Source organism: Herbaspirillum sp. C7C8, assembly GCF_022627875.1.
Lineage (GTDB): Bacteria > Pseudomonadota > Gammaproteobacteria > Burkholderiales > Burkholderiaceae_D > Herbaspirillum.
Genome location: NZ_JABXGG010000007.1, coordinates 119,472 through 135,295, shown reverse-complemented (window position 1 = coordinate 135,295; position 15,824 = coordinate 119,472). Strand labels below are relative to the sequence as shown.

Annotated in this window: 14 protein-coding genes; 9 read left to right on the top strand and 5 right to left on the bottom strand. The window is 64.2% G+C overall.

Going from position 1 to position 15,824, the window contains the following annotated elements:
* Positions 1-43 precede the first annotated feature (43 nt).
* Together HWE01_RS10855 and HWE01_RS10850 are read left to right on the top strand one after the other, a co-directional pair.
* Positions 44-358 (top strand): NAD(P) transhydrogenase subunit alpha part 2, encoded by a 315-nt coding sequence (locus HWE01_RS10855; protein WP_006461707.1) that lies wholly within the window; start codon positions 44-46, stop codon positions 356-358.
* The gene (locus tag HWE01_RS10850) at positions 355-1,794 is read left to right on the top strand and encodes an NAD(P)(+) transhydrogenase (Re/Si-specific) subunit beta (protein WP_008325655.1); all 1,440 of its coding nucleotides are present in this window, start codon (positions 355-357) and stop codon (positions 1,792-1,794) included. The genes HWE01_RS10855 and HWE01_RS10850 overlap by 4 nt, the downstream gene beginning before the upstream one ends.
* Before the next feature lie 90 nt (positions 1,795-1,884).
* On the opposite strand, the gene upp is transcribed toward HWE01_RS10850, so the two are convergent.
* The 5 genes from upp to HWE01_RS10825 all read right to left on the bottom strand — a co-directional run bounded on the left by upp (position 1,885) and on the right by HWE01_RS10825 (position 7,013).
* A complete protein-coding gene (gene upp, locus HWE01_RS10845) occupies positions 1,885-2,532 on the bottom strand; it encodes a uracil phosphoribosyltransferase (RefSeq protein ID WP_241821820.1) in 648 nt (215 codons plus the stop codon).
* 123 nt (positions 2,533-2,655) lie between these two features.
* Positions 2,656-3,804 (bottom strand): FAD-dependent monooxygenase, encoded by a 1,149-nt coding sequence (locus tag HWE01_RS10840; protein ID WP_241821819.1) that lies wholly within the window; start codon positions 3,802-3,804, stop codon positions 2,656-2,658.
* A 107-nt stretch (positions 3,805-3,911) separates the two neighbouring features.
* The gene (gene pepP, locus HWE01_RS10835) at positions 3,912-5,258 is read right to left on the bottom strand and encodes a Xaa-Pro aminopeptidase (protein ID WP_241821818.1); all 1,347 of its coding nucleotides are present in this window, start codon (positions 5,256-5,258) and stop codon (positions 3,912-3,914) included.
* Positions 5,255-5,971 (bottom strand): N-acetylmuramate alpha-1-phosphate uridylyltransferase MurU, encoded by a 717-nt coding sequence (gene murU / locus HWE01_RS10830; protein WP_241821817.1) that lies wholly within the window; start codon positions 5,969-5,971, stop codon positions 5,255-5,257. The genes pepP and murU overlap by 4 nt, the downstream gene beginning before the upstream one ends.
* A 10-nt stretch (positions 5,972-5,981) precedes the next feature.
* Positions 5,982-7,013: an aminoglycoside phosphotransferase family protein gene (locus tag HWE01_RS10825; protein ID WP_008325660.1), complete on the bottom strand. Its 1,032-nt coding sequence runs from the start codon at positions 7,011-7,013 to the stop codon at positions 5,982-5,984.
* Between the two features lie 97 nt (positions 7,014-7,110).
* On the opposite strand from HWE01_RS10825, the gene HWE01_RS10820 reads away from it, so the two are divergent.
* From HWE01_RS10820 to gloA, 7 genes are all read left to right on the top strand, one after another.
* The gene (locus HWE01_RS10820; RefSeq protein WP_241821816.1) at positions 7,111-9,387 is read left to right on the top strand and encodes an LPS-assembly protein LptD; all 2,277 of its coding nucleotides are present in this window, start codon (positions 7,111-7,113) and stop codon (positions 9,385-9,387) included.
* A gap of 25 nt (positions 9,388-9,412) precedes the next feature.
* Positions 9,413-10,906 (top strand): peptidylprolyl isomerase, encoded by a 1,494-nt coding sequence (locus HWE01_RS10815; RefSeq protein WP_175342656.1) that lies wholly within the window; start codon positions 9,413-9,415, stop codon positions 10,904-10,906.
* A 119-nt stretch (positions 10,907-11,025) separates the two neighbouring features.
* Complete coding sequence (gene pdxA / locus HWE01_RS10810) at positions 11,026-12,048, top strand: 4-hydroxythreonine-4-phosphate dehydrogenase PdxA (RefSeq protein ID WP_241821846.1); 1,023 nt, start codon at positions 11,026-11,028, stop codon at positions 12,046-12,048.
* A 26-nt stretch (positions 12,049-12,074) separates the two neighbouring features.
* Entirely contained in the window at positions 12,075-12,857 is a 783-nt protein-coding gene (gene rsmA, locus HWE01_RS10805; protein ID WP_241821815.1) for a 16S rRNA (adenine(1518)-N(6)/adenine(1519)-N(6))-dimethyltransferase RsmA, read from the top strand.
* 148 nt (positions 12,858-13,005) lie between these two features.
* Positions 13,006-13,380, top strand: a complete 375-nt coding sequence (locus tag HWE01_RS10800) for a hypothetical protein (protein ID WP_008325678.1) — start codon at positions 13,006-13,008, stop codon at positions 13,378-13,380.
* Between the two features lie 250 nt (positions 13,381-13,630).
* Positions 13,631-15,226 carry a sensor domain-containing phosphodiesterase gene (locus HWE01_RS10795; protein WP_008325681.1) on the top strand — a complete coding sequence of 532 codons (1,596 nt, stop codon included), beginning with the start codon at positions 13,631-13,633 and terminating at the stop codon, positions 15,224-15,226.
* 85 nt (positions 15,227-15,311) lie between these two features.
* Complete coding sequence (gene gloA, locus HWE01_RS10790) at positions 15,312-15,716, top strand: lactoylglutathione lyase (protein ID WP_034349675.1); 405 nt, start codon at positions 15,312-15,314, stop codon at positions 15,714-15,716.
* Positions 15,717-15,824: the final 108 nt, after the last annotated feature.

Here is a 15,824-nt window from a genome sequence, read left to right as displayed (position 1 = left end):
GCGGCCCGTTTCACCGGCGGGCTGCCTCACAAGGAGGAACACCATGGAAGTCAGCCACACCATCATCAACCTGATCATCTTCGTGCTGGCCATCTACGTTGGCTACCACGTGGTCTGGACGGTGACCCCGGCCTTGCACACGCCCCTGATGGCGGTGACCAATGCCATCTCGGCCATCATCATCATCGGCGCCATGCTGGCGGCGGGCCTCACTGAAGGCACGGTCGGCCGCATCGCCGGTACGCTGGCCGTGGCGCTGGCGGCGGTGAACGTGTTTGGCGGCTTCATGGTGACCCAGCGCATGCTGGAAATGTTCAAGAAGAAAGAGCCCAAGGCCAAGTCGGGAGAACAAGCATGAGCATGAACCTGGTGACCCTGCTGTACCTGATCGCATCGATCTGTTTCATCCAGGCCCTGAAGGGCCTCTCGCACCCGGCCACGGCGCGTCGTGGCAACAGCTTCGGCATTGCCGGCATGGTCATCGCGGTGCTGACCACGTTGGCGCTGATCGTCAAGCTCAAGGGCGAGGGCGGCAATCCGTCCGGCGACATCGGCTACCTGCTGGTGGCCGGTGGCGTGATCGTCGGTGGCGGCATCGGCGCCTATCTGGCGCGCAGTGTGGAGATGACCAAGATGCCCGAACTGGTGGCGGCGATGCACTCGCTCATCGGTCTGGCGGCGGTCTGTATCGCGGTGGCGGCGGTGGCCGAGCCGTGGGCGCTGGGCATTTCCGCGCACGGGCAGCTGATCCCGGTGGGCAACCGGGTGGAACTGTTCATCGGTACCTTCGTGGGGGCCATCACCTTCTCGGGTTCGGTGATCGCCTTCGGCAAGCTCTCGGGCAAGTACAAGTTCCGCCTGTTCCAGGGTGCGCCGGTCAACTTCGCCGGCCAGCATTTCCTGAACCTGCTGCTGGCGGTGGCCATGATCGGCTTCGGCATCATCTTCGTACTCACGCAAAACTGGCTGCCCTTCATCATCATGGCGGCCATTGCCTTTGCACTGGGTGTGCTCATCATCATCCCCATCGGCGGGGCCGACATGCCAGTGGTGGTCTCGATGTTGAACAGCTATTCCGGCTGGGCGGCGGCGGGCATCGGCTTCTCGCTGAACAACTCCATGCTCATCATCGCGGGTTCGCTGGTGGGTTCGTCCGGCGCGATCCTCTCCTACATCATGTGCAAGGCGATGAACCGCTCCTTCTTCAACGTGATCCTGGGCGGGTTTGGCGGCGAAGCAGCCGCCGCTGGTGGCGGGGCGCAGCAGCAGCGCAGCGTCAAGTCGGGATCGGCCGATGATGCGGCGTTCCTGATGGGAAATGCAGAAACCGTCATCATCGTGCCAGGTTACGGGCTTGCCGTCGCACGTGCGCAGCACGCACTGAAGGAATTGACCGAAAAGCTGACCCACAACGGCGTGACCGTGAAATACGCGATCCACCCGGTGGCGGGTCGCATGCCCGGCCATATGAACGTGCTGCTGGCTGAAGCCGAAGTGCCGTATGACCAAGTGTTCGAGATGGAAGACATCAACAGCGAATTCGCCCAGGCCGACGTGGTACTGGTGCTGGGCGCCAACGATGTGGTCAACCCGGCGGCCAAGGATCCCAAGTCACCCATTGCCGGCATGCCCATCCTGGAAGCCTACAAGGCCAAGACCGTGATCGTGAACAAGCGCTCCATGGCCGCCGGTTATGCCGGCCTGGACAATGAACTGTTCTACATGGACAAGACCATGATGGTCTTTGGCGATGCCAAGAAGGTCATCGAGGATATGGTCAAGGCGGTGGACTGAGTCTGGTCTGCTCCAGCAGAAATAAAAACGGGCTGCGCAGTGATTGCGCAGCCCGTTTTTCTTTGCTTCCGCCCAGGCGGAGAATGCCGCTTACTTGGTACCGAAAATGCGATCCCCCGCATCGCCCAGTCCTGGGACGATGTAGGCATCCTCATCCAGGTGGGAATCCAGGGAAGCGACGTAAAGCTTCACATCCGGATGCGCATCAGCGAACACCTGTACGCCTTCCGGGGCCGCCACCAGCGCCACGAAAACGATGTGCGAAGCCGGCACACCACGCTTCTTGAGCGCATCCACGGCATAGACGGCCGAGTTGCCCGTGGCCACCATCGGGTCGCACAGGATCATGATGCGGTCTTGCAGGTCCGGCAGCCGCACCAGGTATTCCACCGGCTTGTGGTTCTCGTCGCGGTAGACGCCGATATGGCCCACGCGCGCCGAGGGGATCAGTTCCAGCAGGCCATCGCTCATGCCCACGCCCGCGCGCAGCACCGGCACTACGGCCAGCTTCTTGCCGGCGATCACCGGGGCTTCATAGGTTACCAGCGGGGTTTCGATGGTCTCGGTGGTCAGCGGCAGCTCGCGCGTGATTTCATAGCCCATCAGCAGCGTGATCTCGCGCAGCAGGTCGCGGAAGGTGCGGGTGGAGGTGCGCTTGTCGCGCATGTGCGAGAGCTTGTGCTGGATCAGCGGGTGGTCGAGGATGAAGAGATTCTTGAAGCGCGGGTCTTGTTTCATGGCAAATGCGTGTCTGCTGGATGGAGTGCTCAGTGGAGCGGCGGGCGCCGCAAGTCAGCATTGTCGCATTTCCTGACCGCCTGCGCGACGACAGGACGTCGCGCATATGCAGCATTGTTCACCTCATCGGCGACCGAACATCATCTGTTCCGCCAGCAGCCCGCGTGCTGCCGGGAGCAGGTCGATGGCGCCCAGGGACAAGCCCAGGGCGGCCTGCAGAGGCGAGCCCTGGGGCGATCCGGCAAAGATGCGGGCCATCAGGTCGGTCAGGCGGATGGTCAGGCCGCGATCCTGGCCGCGTTGGCGCTCGAAGGCCTGCAAGGCGTGGGGAGAAATCTCGTGCGCCAGCACGTCGGCCAGCACGCGGGCATCGCGCAGGCCCAGGTTCAAGCCCTGGCCCGCTACCGGATGAAGGGTTTGCGCGGCATTGCCGATGGCCACCACGCGCCGGCTCTGGCCGGGACGGGCATTCAAGCCAAGCGGGAAGGCATGGCGCGCGCTGATGTGGGTGAAGCGGCCGACCCGTTGGCCGAAGGTGCGCTGCAAGGCCGCCAGGAAAGCCGCATCGTCCAGCGCCATCAATTGCTCGCCGGTGGCCGGGCGCACACACCAGACCAGCGCATAGCCGTCGTCCTGCGGCAGCAGGGCCAGCGGGCCTTCATCGGTGAAGCGTTCGAAGGCGCGATGGGCGATGACGCCATCGGCCAGCACGTGGGCGATGATGCCCAACTGCTGGTAATCGCGCTGCAAAGTCTTTTGCTGTTGCTCGCCGAAGACACCGCCCTCGGCCTGGATCAGCAATTGCGCGCGCAGCACGCGGCCATCCTTCAGGGTGACGGCGACGTGATCGTCGTCTTCCGCGATGTCTTGCGCTTCGGCCGGGCGCATCAGGCTCAGTCCCAGCGGCGTGATGGCTGAGGCCAGGGCGCGGTTGACCTGGCCATAGCGCGCCACATAGCCCAGCGCGGGCAGCTGGTAATCCTTGCGGTCCAGCAGGGTGCGTCCGAAGTGGCCTCGGCGTGAGACGTGGATCTGTTCGATGGCAGTGGCGCTGCGGCCGATATCGTTCCAGGCGCCCAGTTCGTCGAGGATCTGGCGGCTGCCGTAGGAGAGGGCGATGGTGCGCGGGTCGGCGGCGGCTTGCTCGGGCGACTTCATGTCTACCAGCGCGATGCGCTCGGCAGGCAATTGGCGCCGGGCCAGCAGGCCGGCCACGCTCTGGCCGACCGGGCCGCCGCCGCAGATGATCAGGTCGAAATCGACGGATTCCATGATGCCGGGAGATGCCTTCTACAGAAGATTCAAGAAGGCGTCATTGTAGCGGAGCCGCGCCGGCCGGGCTTGATCCGGCGCATGCGCGGTCTGCACAGGCGCTCGCTTCAGCCCTGGCGCATCAGCGCTTCAATGTCCTCGACCTTGCTGGGCACGCCCGTGGTCAAGAGTTCGCAGCCCGATGGCGTGACGTGGGCGTCATCCTCGATGCGGATGCCGATGTTCCAGAACTGCTCCGGCACCCCTTCGCCCGGACGCACGTAGATGCCCGGCTCGATGGTCAGCACCATGCCCGGTTGCAGCGTGCGCCATGGCTTGTTGCCGTCGGCCGTGGCCGGGTCGCGGTAATCTCCCACGTCATGCACGTCCATGCCCAGCCAGTGGCCGGTGCGGTGCATGTAGAACTGGCGGTAGTCGCCTTTTTCGATGACGTCGTCCAGCGAGCCGACCTTGGATTTGTCCAGCAGACCGGTGTCGAGCATCCCTTGCGCCAGCATCCGCACGGCGGCGTCATGGCCATCCATGAAGCGCTTGCCGGGAGCGGTCTCGGCGACGGCGGCGGCTTGTGCGGCCAGCACGATCTCGTAGAGCGCCTTCTGCGGTCCGCTGAACTTGCCATTGGCGGGGAAGGTGCGGGTGATGTCGGAGGCGTAGCTGTCCAGTTCGCAGCCGGCATCGATCAGGACCAGGTCACCGTCCTTGATTTCGGCATCGCCCGCGCGATAGTGCAGCACGCAGCTGTTGGCACCGGTGGCGACGATGGAACCGTAGGCCGGATATTGCGAACCGTTGCGACGGAATTCGTGCAGCAGTTCGGCTTCGAGATGGTATTCGCGCAGGCCGGGGCGGCAGATGCGCATGGCGCGGCAATGGGCTTCGGCGGAGATGATGCCGGCGCGCTTCATGACGTCGATCTCGTAGGGATCCTTGAACAGGCGCATATCGTCCAGCAGCACGCTCACGTCGACCACCGCGCCGGGTGCGGACACGCCGCTGCGTGCCAGGGCGCGCACGCCTTGCAGCCAGCGCTGCAACTGGGCATCGCGCTTCTCATCCTGGCCCAGCGCGTAATAGACGGCGCGGGCGTCGGAGAGCAGGGCGGGCATGTTCTTGTCCAGCTCCTCAATGGGGTGGGCTGCATCCAGCGCGAACATTTGCTGCGCGGCCTGCGGGCCGTGGCGGTAGCCATCCCAGATCTCGCGTTCCAGGTTCTTGTCGCGGCAGAACAGGATGCTGCGGTTTTCCTGGCCGGCCACCAGCACCAGTACTGCTTCGGGTTCGGTAAAGCCGGTCAGGTAGTAGAAATAGCTGTCATGGCGATACGGATAATCGGCATCGCGATTGCGCATCACCTCGGGCGCGGTCGGGATGATGGCCACGCCCCCCCCGGCTTGTTGCAGGCTGGCCAACAGGCGGGCGCGGCGGGCGGCGAAGGGGGAGGCGTCGAAGCTCATGGTCGGTTTCCTTGCGGTGGCAGGTTCAGTGCTTCCAGTTGTTCGATGGTGCCGACGTTGTGCCATTGGCCCCGGTAGACGTCGCCGCCGATGCGGCCCTTGTCGGCATACTGGCGCAGCAGCGGTCCCAGCTTGGCATGGGTACCGGGGGCGATGCCATCGAACATCTGCGGGCGATACACGCCGATGTTGGCAAAGGTCAGCTTGGGCTGGCCTTCGTTGGCAATGGCGAAGTTGTTCAGTGCAAAGTCACCTTCGGGATGGAAGGGCGGATTCTTGACCAGGTACAGCCAGGCCATGTCGCGCTGGTCTTCCGGCAGCGGATTGCCCCAGGGGTCTTCGTCTTCCAGCACGGTCAGCAGTTCGCTGTAGTCGAAATGCGGGCACCAGATGTCGCCGGAGACCGCTATGAAAGCTTCTTCACCCAGCAGGTGGCGCGCCTGGGCGATACCGCCTGCCGTTTCCAGGGCCGTGGTTTCCGGTGAATAAAAGAGTCTGGCGCCGAAGCGGCTGCCGTCGCCGAGGGTGTCTTCGATCATCTGGCCCAGGTGGGCGTGATTGATGACGATCTCGGTGATGCCGGCGCGTACCAGCGAGAGGATCTGCCAGACGATCAATGGGCGGCCACGGACTTTGAGCAGCGGCTTGGGACAGGTATCGGTCAGCGGACGCATGCGCTCGCCGCGCCCGGCTGCGAAGATCATGGCTTTCATGGTCGGCGCCTCAGAAGGTGTAGCCGAACTTGGGCGCGTGTTCCTGCTCCAGCTTCTCGATCAGGCGCACCAGGGGCGTGAAGGCCACGTAGCGGCGCGCGGTCTTGAGGGTGTATTCCATCACCAGCGGGATGTCCTTCAGGTAGCCATCCTTGCCGTCGCGGTGCCACAGGCGGGCGAAGATGCCCAGCACCTTCAGGTGGCGCTGCAGGCCCATCCATTCGAAGTCGCGGTAGAAGGTATCGATGTCGGGCGTGACCGGCAGGCCGGCGCGGCGCGCCTTTTCCCAGTAGCGGATGGCCCAGTCCAGCACCATCTCTTCATCCCACTGGATGTAGGCATCGCGCAGTAGCGAGACCAGATCGTAGGTGATGGGGCCATAGACCGCATCCTGGAAATCGAGAATGCCGGGGTTGCCCTTGGGCAGCACCATCAGGTTGCGCGAATGGTAGTCGCGGTGCACGTAGACCTGCGGCTGGGCCAGGTTGTTGGCCAGGATGGCGTCGAAGGTCTTGTCCAGCACGGCGTTCTGCTCGTCGGTGAGCGTCACGCCCAGGTGCTTGCCGATGTACCACTCGCGAAACAGCTCCAGCTCCCGCAGCAGCAGGGCACGGTCGTATTCGGGCAGGGCTTCGGGCTTGCTTTGCGCTTGTAAAAGTACCAGGGCCTCGATCGCATCCATGTATAGTGCGTGCGCGCTGTCGGCCGAGAGCTGCGAGAGGTAGGTCGTGGAACCCAGGTCCGAGAGCAGCAGGAAACCGCGCTCGGTATCCTGCGCCAGTACCTTCGGCACGGTCACCCCGGTCTCGCCGAAGAGGCCGGCGACTTTCACGAAGGGGCGCACGTCCTCCTGCGGCGGCGGGGCATCCATCACGATGGCGCTGCCGCCCTCGGGTGTATCCACCCGGAAATAGCGGCGGAAGCTGGCGTCGGCCGAGGCCGGGCGCAGGGTGGCGGACAGCACCGGGGTATCGGCCAGGGTGGCCAGCCAGGCTTGCAGTTCGGACAGGCGGAGATCGGGGGTGGAACCAGGTGAAGACATGAACTATCTGAGGAAATCGTTTGACGTGGTTGAGTTCCCATATAATAAGGGATTCAACCCAAAAAATCCGCCTGCACGGTATCTAGCCTCTCTTTTCATGATCCGGTTTTCCAAGTCTTTCACTGAACGTACTGTCAACTGGCGGCTGGCGCGTCTGTTCTCTTCGGCAATGGTGGTGGCCTCGGCCTCTGCCCTGTTGCCCTTGTCGGTGCACGCCCAGATGTCGCTGCCTGCGGCCACGCCGGTCCCGGCGCAGGACGCGGATGCGCCGGTCAACGTCAGCGCCGAGCAGATGACCGGCCGTCCCGACCGCCAGGTCAACCTTGACCGCGACGTGGAACTGGTCAAGGGGGCGACCACCATCAAGGCCGACAAGGCCGAATACCGCATCATCCAGGATGAAGTCGAGGCCACCGGCCACGTCTGGATGCGTCGTCTGCAGGACCAGTACACTGGCGACCGCGCCGAGATGAACATGGGTACCGGCTCCGGCTACGTTACCAGCCCGACTTATCTGCTGGGCAAGAGCGGCGGGCGGGGCAAGGCCGAGCGCATCGATTTCCTCTCCGATGACGAGGCCAAGGTCACCCAGGGTACCTACAGTACCTGCGAGGCCCCCGATCCCGACTGGTATCTGCGCGCCAGCACCATGGACCTCGACAGCGGCCGTGACGTCGGCACCATGCACGGCGGACTGCTGTATTTCAAGGATGTCCCCATCCTGGGTTCGCCCTGGATGTCGTTCCCGCTCTCGGGCGAGCGCAAGTCGGGCGTGCTGCCGCCGACCATCGGCATGACCACCAACGGTGGCGCCGAGATCGCGGTACCGTACTACTTCAACCTGGCGCCCAACTACGATCTGACGCTGGTGCCCAAGCTCATTGCGCGGCGGGGCCTGCAACTGGGCGCCGAGACCCGTTACATGGGCGAAACCTACAGCGGTTCGACCAACGTGGAAGGCATCCAGGACCGCGTCACCGGCACGGGCCGTTATTCGCTGTCCTCGATCCACAACCAGACCCTGGCACCCGGCCTGCAACTGGCCTGGAACCTGAACAAGGCCTCCGACAACGACTATCCCTCGGACTTCTCGCATTCGATCACCGGCAGTACGCAGCGCCTGCTGGCGCGCAACGTCAGCCTCAGCTACAGCAGCACCTACTGGAGCGTGACCGGGCTGGTGTCCAAGTACCAGTTGCTGCAGGACGTCGACGCACCGATCACCAAGCCCTACGATCGCGTGCCGCAGATCACCTTCAACGGCAACCGTTACGATATCGGCGGCTTCGACTTCAGCACCACCGCTGACTTCACCCGCTTCGCCAGTGGCGACCTGGTGGGCGGTGACCGTGCCTACGTCACGCAGACGGTGTCCTATCCCATCATCCGGCCGGGTTACTTCATCACCCCCAAGGTGATCCTGGATGCCACCAGCTACAACCTCACCAACGTCACGGCGGGCCAGCCGACCAGTTTCAGCCGGACCTTGCCGACCCTGTCGCTGGACTCGGGCATGATCTTCGAACGTGAGTCCAACCTGCTCGGTCGCAGCATGACCCAGACGCTGGAGCCGCGCCTGTTCTACGTGCGCACGCCTTATCGCGACCAGTCGCAGTTCCCGGTGTTCGATTCCGGCCTGTCCGATTTCAACTTCGCGCAGATCTTCACCGAGAACCGCTTCGTCGGCCACGACCGCATCAGCGACGCCAACCAGCTCACGGCCGCCGTGACCTCGCGCCTGATCGAGGAAAATGGCCTGGAACGCCTGCGCGCAGCCGTGGGACAACGCTATTACTTTGTCGACCCCAAGGTCGATATCACCGGGACCACCACTACCACGCTGGGCAGCAAGTCCGATCTGCTGCTGTCGCTGGGCGGCCAGATCACGCGCGAGTTCTCCACCGACAACACGGTGCAGTACAGCGAGACGCTGCGCCAGATGGTGCGTTCGACCTTCGGCATCCGCTGGCAGCCGGCGCCCAAGCGCGTGCTGAACCTGCAATACCGGCTGGACCGCACCTACATCAACCCCTACACGGGCGTGCTCGATCCGCTCAAGCAGGTCGATGTGTCCGGACAGTGGCCGATCACCCAGCGTATCTATGCCGTGGGTCGCCTGAACTATTCGATCCCCGACCGCACCGTGGCAGAAGGTCTGGCAGGCTTCGAATACAAGGCCGATTGCTGGGTCTTCCGGGTGGTGGCGCAACGCATCCCGACCTCGTCCACCAAGGCGTCGACGGGCTTCTTCATCCAGCTTGAACTGAACGGCTTCTCCAAGATCGGTTCCAACCCGATGGAGGCCATCAAGAGCAGCGTGCCCGGTTACCAGAACGTGAACCTGCCGGACACCATGACCGGCAACAACTTCTAACCTTTTCCGAACCAACGATTAGTCCATGCGTAATATGCGTACACCACTCCTCGCAACAACCAAAACAGTGACCGTGCTGCTGTGCATGCTGGGCGTGATCAGCAATGCGCATGCGCAGTTCGCCACCACCATCATCCCGGTGACGCCGACCGAAACCACCGGCAGCGCACCGGCAGCACCGGCCAAGAGCGCGCCCAAGGCTGCCGCCAGCAAGCCGGCCACCCCGGTGGCCGCGCCCGCTGCCCCGGCCCCGGCGCCGGCGGCGACCCGGGCACGTGTGGAACCGCGTCCGGTGGATTCCATCCTGGTGGTGGTCAACAACGAAGTCATCACCCGCCAGGAAGTCGCCGAGCGCCTGGCCAGCGTGGAAAAGCGCATGGCTGCGCAGAACGTGCAATTGCCGCCGCGAGCGCAGCTGGTGCGCCAGCTGGTCGAACGCATGATCGTCGAACGCGCCCAGGCGCAGATGGCCAAGGAAAGCGGCATCGTGGTCGACGACGCCATGCTGGACCGCGCCATGCAGCGCATCGCCGAGCAGAACAAGTTGTCCATGCCGGAATTCCGCACCCGCCTGGAAGCCGAGGGCATGAACTACGCCAGCTTCCGTGAAGAGATCCGCCGTGAAATCCTGAGCCAGCGCCTGCGCGAGCGTGAGGTGGACAACAAGGTGGTGGTCACCGAATCCGAGATCGACAACTACCTCGCCGCCGAAGCCAATGCCGGCGGTCAACGCCAGGAACTGGACATCGCCCAGATCCTGATCCGTGTGCCAGAGAACGCCACCCCCGAGCAGTTGTCCGCCCGCCGCGAACGCGCCGAAGACGTGCTGCGCCAGTTGAAGACCGGCGCCGACTTCGCCAAGACCGCGGCCGCCTATTCCGATGCGTCCGATGCCCTTTCCGGTGGTGACCTTGGCTGGCGTCCGGCCGACCGCCTGCCCCAGCTGTTCCTGGATGGCGTGTCCAAGTTGCAGGATGGCCAGGTCAGCGGCCTGCTCAAGAGCGGTAACGGTTTCCACATCCTCAAGCTGGTCGGCCGTCGCGCTGCCGGCGCCACCCAGGCTGCCGCCCCGGCAGTGCAGAAGACCCATGTGCGTCATATCCTCATCAAGGTCAACCAGGTGGTGACGGCTGCCGAAGCCAAGCGCAAGCTGACCGAACTGAAGGAACGTCTGGACCACGGTTCGGCCACCTTCGAAGAACTGGCCAAGCTGTATTCCAACGACCTGTCCGCCTCCAAGGGGGGCGACCTCGGCTGGATCTACCCGGGCGATACCGTCCCCGAGTTCGAGCGCGCCATGGACAAGTTGAAGCCGGGTGAAGTCAGCGAGCCCATCGAAACCCCGTTCGGCTATCACCTGATCCAGGTGGTCGAGCGCAAGACTGACGACGCCTCCAAGGAACGTGCCCGCCAGGCTGCCCGTCAGGCCATCCGCGAGCGCAAGATCGAGGAAGCCACCGAGGACTGGATGCGCCAGATCCGTGACCGCGCCTACGTCGAATATCGCAACGACGACTGATCGTCCATCCGGCAGGGGAGGCCGCAGGTTTCCCCATTGCGCGCAAGAGGCCGGCCATGTCGCCGGCCCTTGCTTTTTGAAGCCCGTTTTTGCCCTCACAGGCCATGAGTGACATCACCATGAACCGCCCCATCCTCGCGCTGACCTGCGGCGAACCGGCCGGCATCGGCCCGGAAATTTCCCTGCGTGCCGCCTGGGAACTGCGCCACCAAGCGCGCTGCATCCTGCTGGGCGATGCCGCCCTGCTGGCGCAGACGGCTTACGAGATCGATCCGCAGATGCGCGTGGCGGCACTCTCCATCCAGGCCTGGCGCAACGGCGGCCTGCCGCATTTCCCGATCGACTGCCTCACCGTCATCGATTGTCCGGTGGCCGAACCGGTGCGTGCCGGCGTGCTGGATGCGCGCAATGGCCGCGCCGTGTTGCAGACTCTGGACCTGGCGGTGCAGGGCGCACTGGATGGCGCCTTTGCCGCCATCGTGACCGCGCCCTTGCAGAAAAGCACCATCAATGATGCCGGTGTGGCCTTCACCGGTCATACCGAATATCTGGCCGAGGTCACCGGCACGCCGCAGGTGGTGATGATGCTGGCCGGTGGTGAGAACCCGCACCTGCGCGTGGCGCTGGCGACCACGCATCTGGCCTTGAAGGATGTCCCGGCCGCGATCACCGCGTCGAGCCTGGCGCGCACGCTGGATATCCTGCAAGCCGACCTGCGCGGCAAGTTCGGTATCGCCCATCCGCGCATCCTGGTCACCGGCCTGAACCCCCACGCCGGTGAAAACGGCTATCTGGGGCGCGAAGAGATCGAGGTCATCACGCCGGCTCTGGAAGCCGCCCGGGCGCGCGGCATCGACGCACGCGGCCCCTATCCGGCCGATACCCTGTTCCAGCCCAAGTACCTGGAAGAAGCCGACTGCGTCCTGGCCATGTATCACGACCAGGGCCTGCCGGTCCTGAAGTTCGCCAGCTTCGGCCATGGCATCAACATCACCCTCGGGCTGCCCCTGATCCGCACGTCGGTCGACCATGGCACGGCCCTGGACCTGGCCGCCGCCGGCCTTGGCCGCGCCGACCATGGCAGCCTGTGCGTAGCCATCCGCGCCGCTGCCGACATGGCACGCCGCCGCTGTACCGCCTGAGATCGCACGAACTTACTGGAATCCCCATGAAACACATCCCGCGCAAACGCTTCGGCCAGAACTTCCTCACCGACGACGTGGTGCTGCACGACATCATCGGCGCCATCGCACCCGCTGCCGACGACGCCATGGTCGAGATCGGCCCGGGCCTGGCCGCGATGACCGCACTGCTGCTGGAACAATTGCGCCACCTGCACGTGGTCGAGCTGGACCGCGACCTGGTCGAGCGCCTCAAGAAGCGTTTCAGCGCCGAGCGCCTGACCGTGCATTCGGCCGATGCCCTCAAGTTCGACTTTGCCAGCATCCCGGTGCCGCAAGGCCGCAAGCTGCGCGTGGTCGGCAACCTGCCCTACAACATCTCCAGCCCCTTGCTGTTCCACCTGGCCGAGATCGCGCCGAACGTGCAGGACCAGCACTTCATGCTGCAGAAGGAAGTGGTCGAGCGCATGGTCGCCGAGCCGGGCGGCAAGGCCTATGGCCGCCTGTCGGTGATGCTGCAGTGGCGCTATCACATGGAACTGCTGTTCGTGGTCCCGCCGACCGCCTTCGACCCGCCCCCGCAGGTCGATTCGGCCATCGTGCGCATGACTCCGCTGGCGCAGCCCATGGATTGCCCACAGGCGTTGCTGGAACAGGTGGTCACCAAGGCCTTCTCGCAGCGCCGCAAGGTGATCCGCAACTGCGTGGCGGGCCTCTTCACCGAGGACGAATTGCGTCAGGCGGGCGTCGATCCGCAAGCGCGTCCGGAAGCCGTGCCGGTCGAGCAATTCGTGGCCCTGGCCAACTTGCTGGCGGTGCGCCAGGCCTGACGGCGCGCCGCTGTTGCACTTTATTACAGGCGCGCCGCCACCCGTAAGAACTGTAACGAAGTTTCATATCCCGTGGTTTAAAGCTGAACCTGTCTTATATTGGAATCGTGCCGCGACAGATCGCGGACTTCTTTGACAGGAGCCAATCATGGCCAGCAAAAAAATCGCATCGGTATTGATCGCCACCACTCTTCTGGCTTCGGCCGCCGTCGTCAGCACGCCTGCGATGGCGCATGACCGGGGCGGCAACGGCGTGGCGATTGCTGCCGGCATCATCGGCGCGGTCGCCATCGGATCGCTCATCGCCAATTCCGCTCCGGCGCCGGTCTACCAGGCGCCGCCGCAACCGGTCTATTACCAGGCCCCGCAGCCGGTGTACTACCAGCCGCCGCAACAGGTGGTCTATGAGCAGCCGCGCTACTACGCGCCGCCGCCGCGTCCGGTGCGTTACGTGGAGCGCACCGAGGTGCGTACCTACCGCTACGATGACCGACCGGATTACTATTCCTACTACGGCCGCTGAGGGGCGTGGAGGACGGCGGTCCTGGCGGCAGGACATCCCGGCGCAAGCCATCTTGAGGAAAACGGGCAACCCTTGCAGGTTGCCCGTTTTGCTTTGTCGGTGTCCGGGAGCGCAATCCAGCAAGCAAGACGTCAGTAAAACGCGACATAATGACGAAGCGGTCGTCACTTTGTCAGCATAATGCCGAGTGAAGTCTCGTCAGAATGACGACGCCGCGCACATTGCCACCCAGCAAGGAGACGTATCCTCGATGATGGCTCCCATCGCCGCCGATGACATCAGGACTGCCCTTGACGCTGGCCATCTCTGGCCGGCGCTGCAGCCCTTGGTGCATCTGCGTACCGGGCGCATTGCGGGCTTCGAGATGCTGGCGCGCTGGAGCTGCCCGCAGCGCGGGGTGGTGGCGCCGATCGATTTCATCGACGTCGCCGAACGCGGCGGGGTGCTGGATGGGCTGCTGCTCAAACTGCTCGATACCGTGGCCGCCAGCCTGCGCCACTGGCCGCCCGAGCTGCGGCTGGCGATCAATCTGTCGCCCGGCCAGTTCCTCGACACCAGCCTGCTGGAGCGCCTGGCGGCAGTCATGTCTGCGCACGGGCTGTCGCTGTCGCGCCTGCAGCTGGAGATCACCGAGACCGTGCTGGTACAGGATCACGAACGCACCCTGCAGACCATTCTGGCCGCGCGCCAGGCCGGTGCCAGCCTGTCGCTGGATGATTTCGGCACCGGTTATTCCAGCCTGACCCGGCTGCAGTCCTACCCCTTTGACGAAATCAAGATCGACGCCAGTTTCGTGCGCACCATGGACCAGGATCCGGACAACTTCCGCATCGTGCTGGCAGTGGCCGGGCTGGGGCAGAGCCTGAAGATGCACGTGGTCGCGGAAGGCATCGAGACCGAGCATCACGCCCATCTTTTGAAGCGCATGGGCTGTGAATTCGGTCAGGGTTACCATCTGGGCCGACCGCTGCCGCTGACCGACGCGGCTCGCCTGATCGACGAGCGCGGCGTGTGGCAGCGTCACAGTGCGGGCATCGACACCTCACCCTTCCAGCGCTGGCACCAGCTCGATTCGCTCTATCGCAGCGCCCCGGTGGGGCTGTGCTTCCTCGATCCCTTGCTGCGCGTGGTCAGCGCCAATGCCATGATGATCGACCTGCTCGGTGGCAACGCCGGCAGCGAGCTGGAGGGCTGCCCCGTGATCGACCTGCTGGACCGCAGCGAACACCGCCCCTTGCTGCAGAGGGTGGCCGAGGTGGTCGATGGCGTCTTGCCTGCCCCCATCGAATTCTTCAATTCACGTACCGGTCGCACCTCGTTGCTGGCCTTCCAGGTAGTGCGCAGCGACCTGGGTGAACTGTTGGGCATCTCGGGATCGGCCGTGGATATCACCGCCCGGGTGTCTGCCGAACGGACGGTGCGTGACAGTGAAGAACATTTCCATCGGGCCATCGACCTGAGTCCCAATATCCCCTGGGCCGCCGATGCACAGGGCGTGATCGACTACATCGGGCCGACCTTCGAATGGCTCCCCGAGCTGACCACGGCGCAGCGCCACCAGCAGTGGCTGGCGCGCATGCCGGAGGAAGACCGTGTACGGGTACGTCAGGAATGGCTGGCCAACCTGCCCAGCGGGCGACCCTTCCGTACCGAGTTCCGTGTGCTCTGGCCCGATGGCCAGTGGCGCTGGATGCGCAGCCGCGCCTCACCCCACAGCGATAGCGAGGGACGCATCCAGCGCTGGTATGGACTGATCGTCGACATCAGTACGGAGCGCCGCCTGCAATACCGCATCAGCGCCCTGGAAGAGCAGATCCGGCGCCTGCGCGGCAGCGACCGGGACTGAGTCCGGGGAGCGGACTCGGCGGGAGCTCGCCAAATCAGGGATAATAGCGGCTTGCTTCACGTTAGCCATGAAAAGGAGTCGCCAAGTGAGAATGCTGCATACGATGCTGCGCGTCGGAAATCTGGATCGTTCCATCGAGTTCTATACCCAGGTGCTGGGCATGAAACTGCTGCGCAAGCATGACTATCCCGAGGGCAAGTTCACGCTGGCCTTCGTCGGTTACGGCGAAGAACGCGATCACACCGTGCTCGAACTGACCCACAACTGGGATACCGAATCGTATGATCTGGGCACCGGCTACGGTCACATCGCCATCGAGGTCGATGATGCCTATGCCGCCTGTGACGCAGTCAAGGCCAAGGGCGGGACGGTGACCCGCGAAGCCGGTCCGATGAAACACGGCAAGACCGTGATCGCCTTCGTCGCCGATCCGGATGGTTACAAGATCGAGTTCATCCAGAAGAAGGAACAGTACAGTGCCGCCGATTGAGGCGCCTTGCTGTCAGCCTGCCAGCCCGCTCATGCGGGCTTTTTTCATGGCATGGACGCGCCGCGGGATTGATGCGACACGTGTCCGGTCCATCGTGGATGCCCGTGC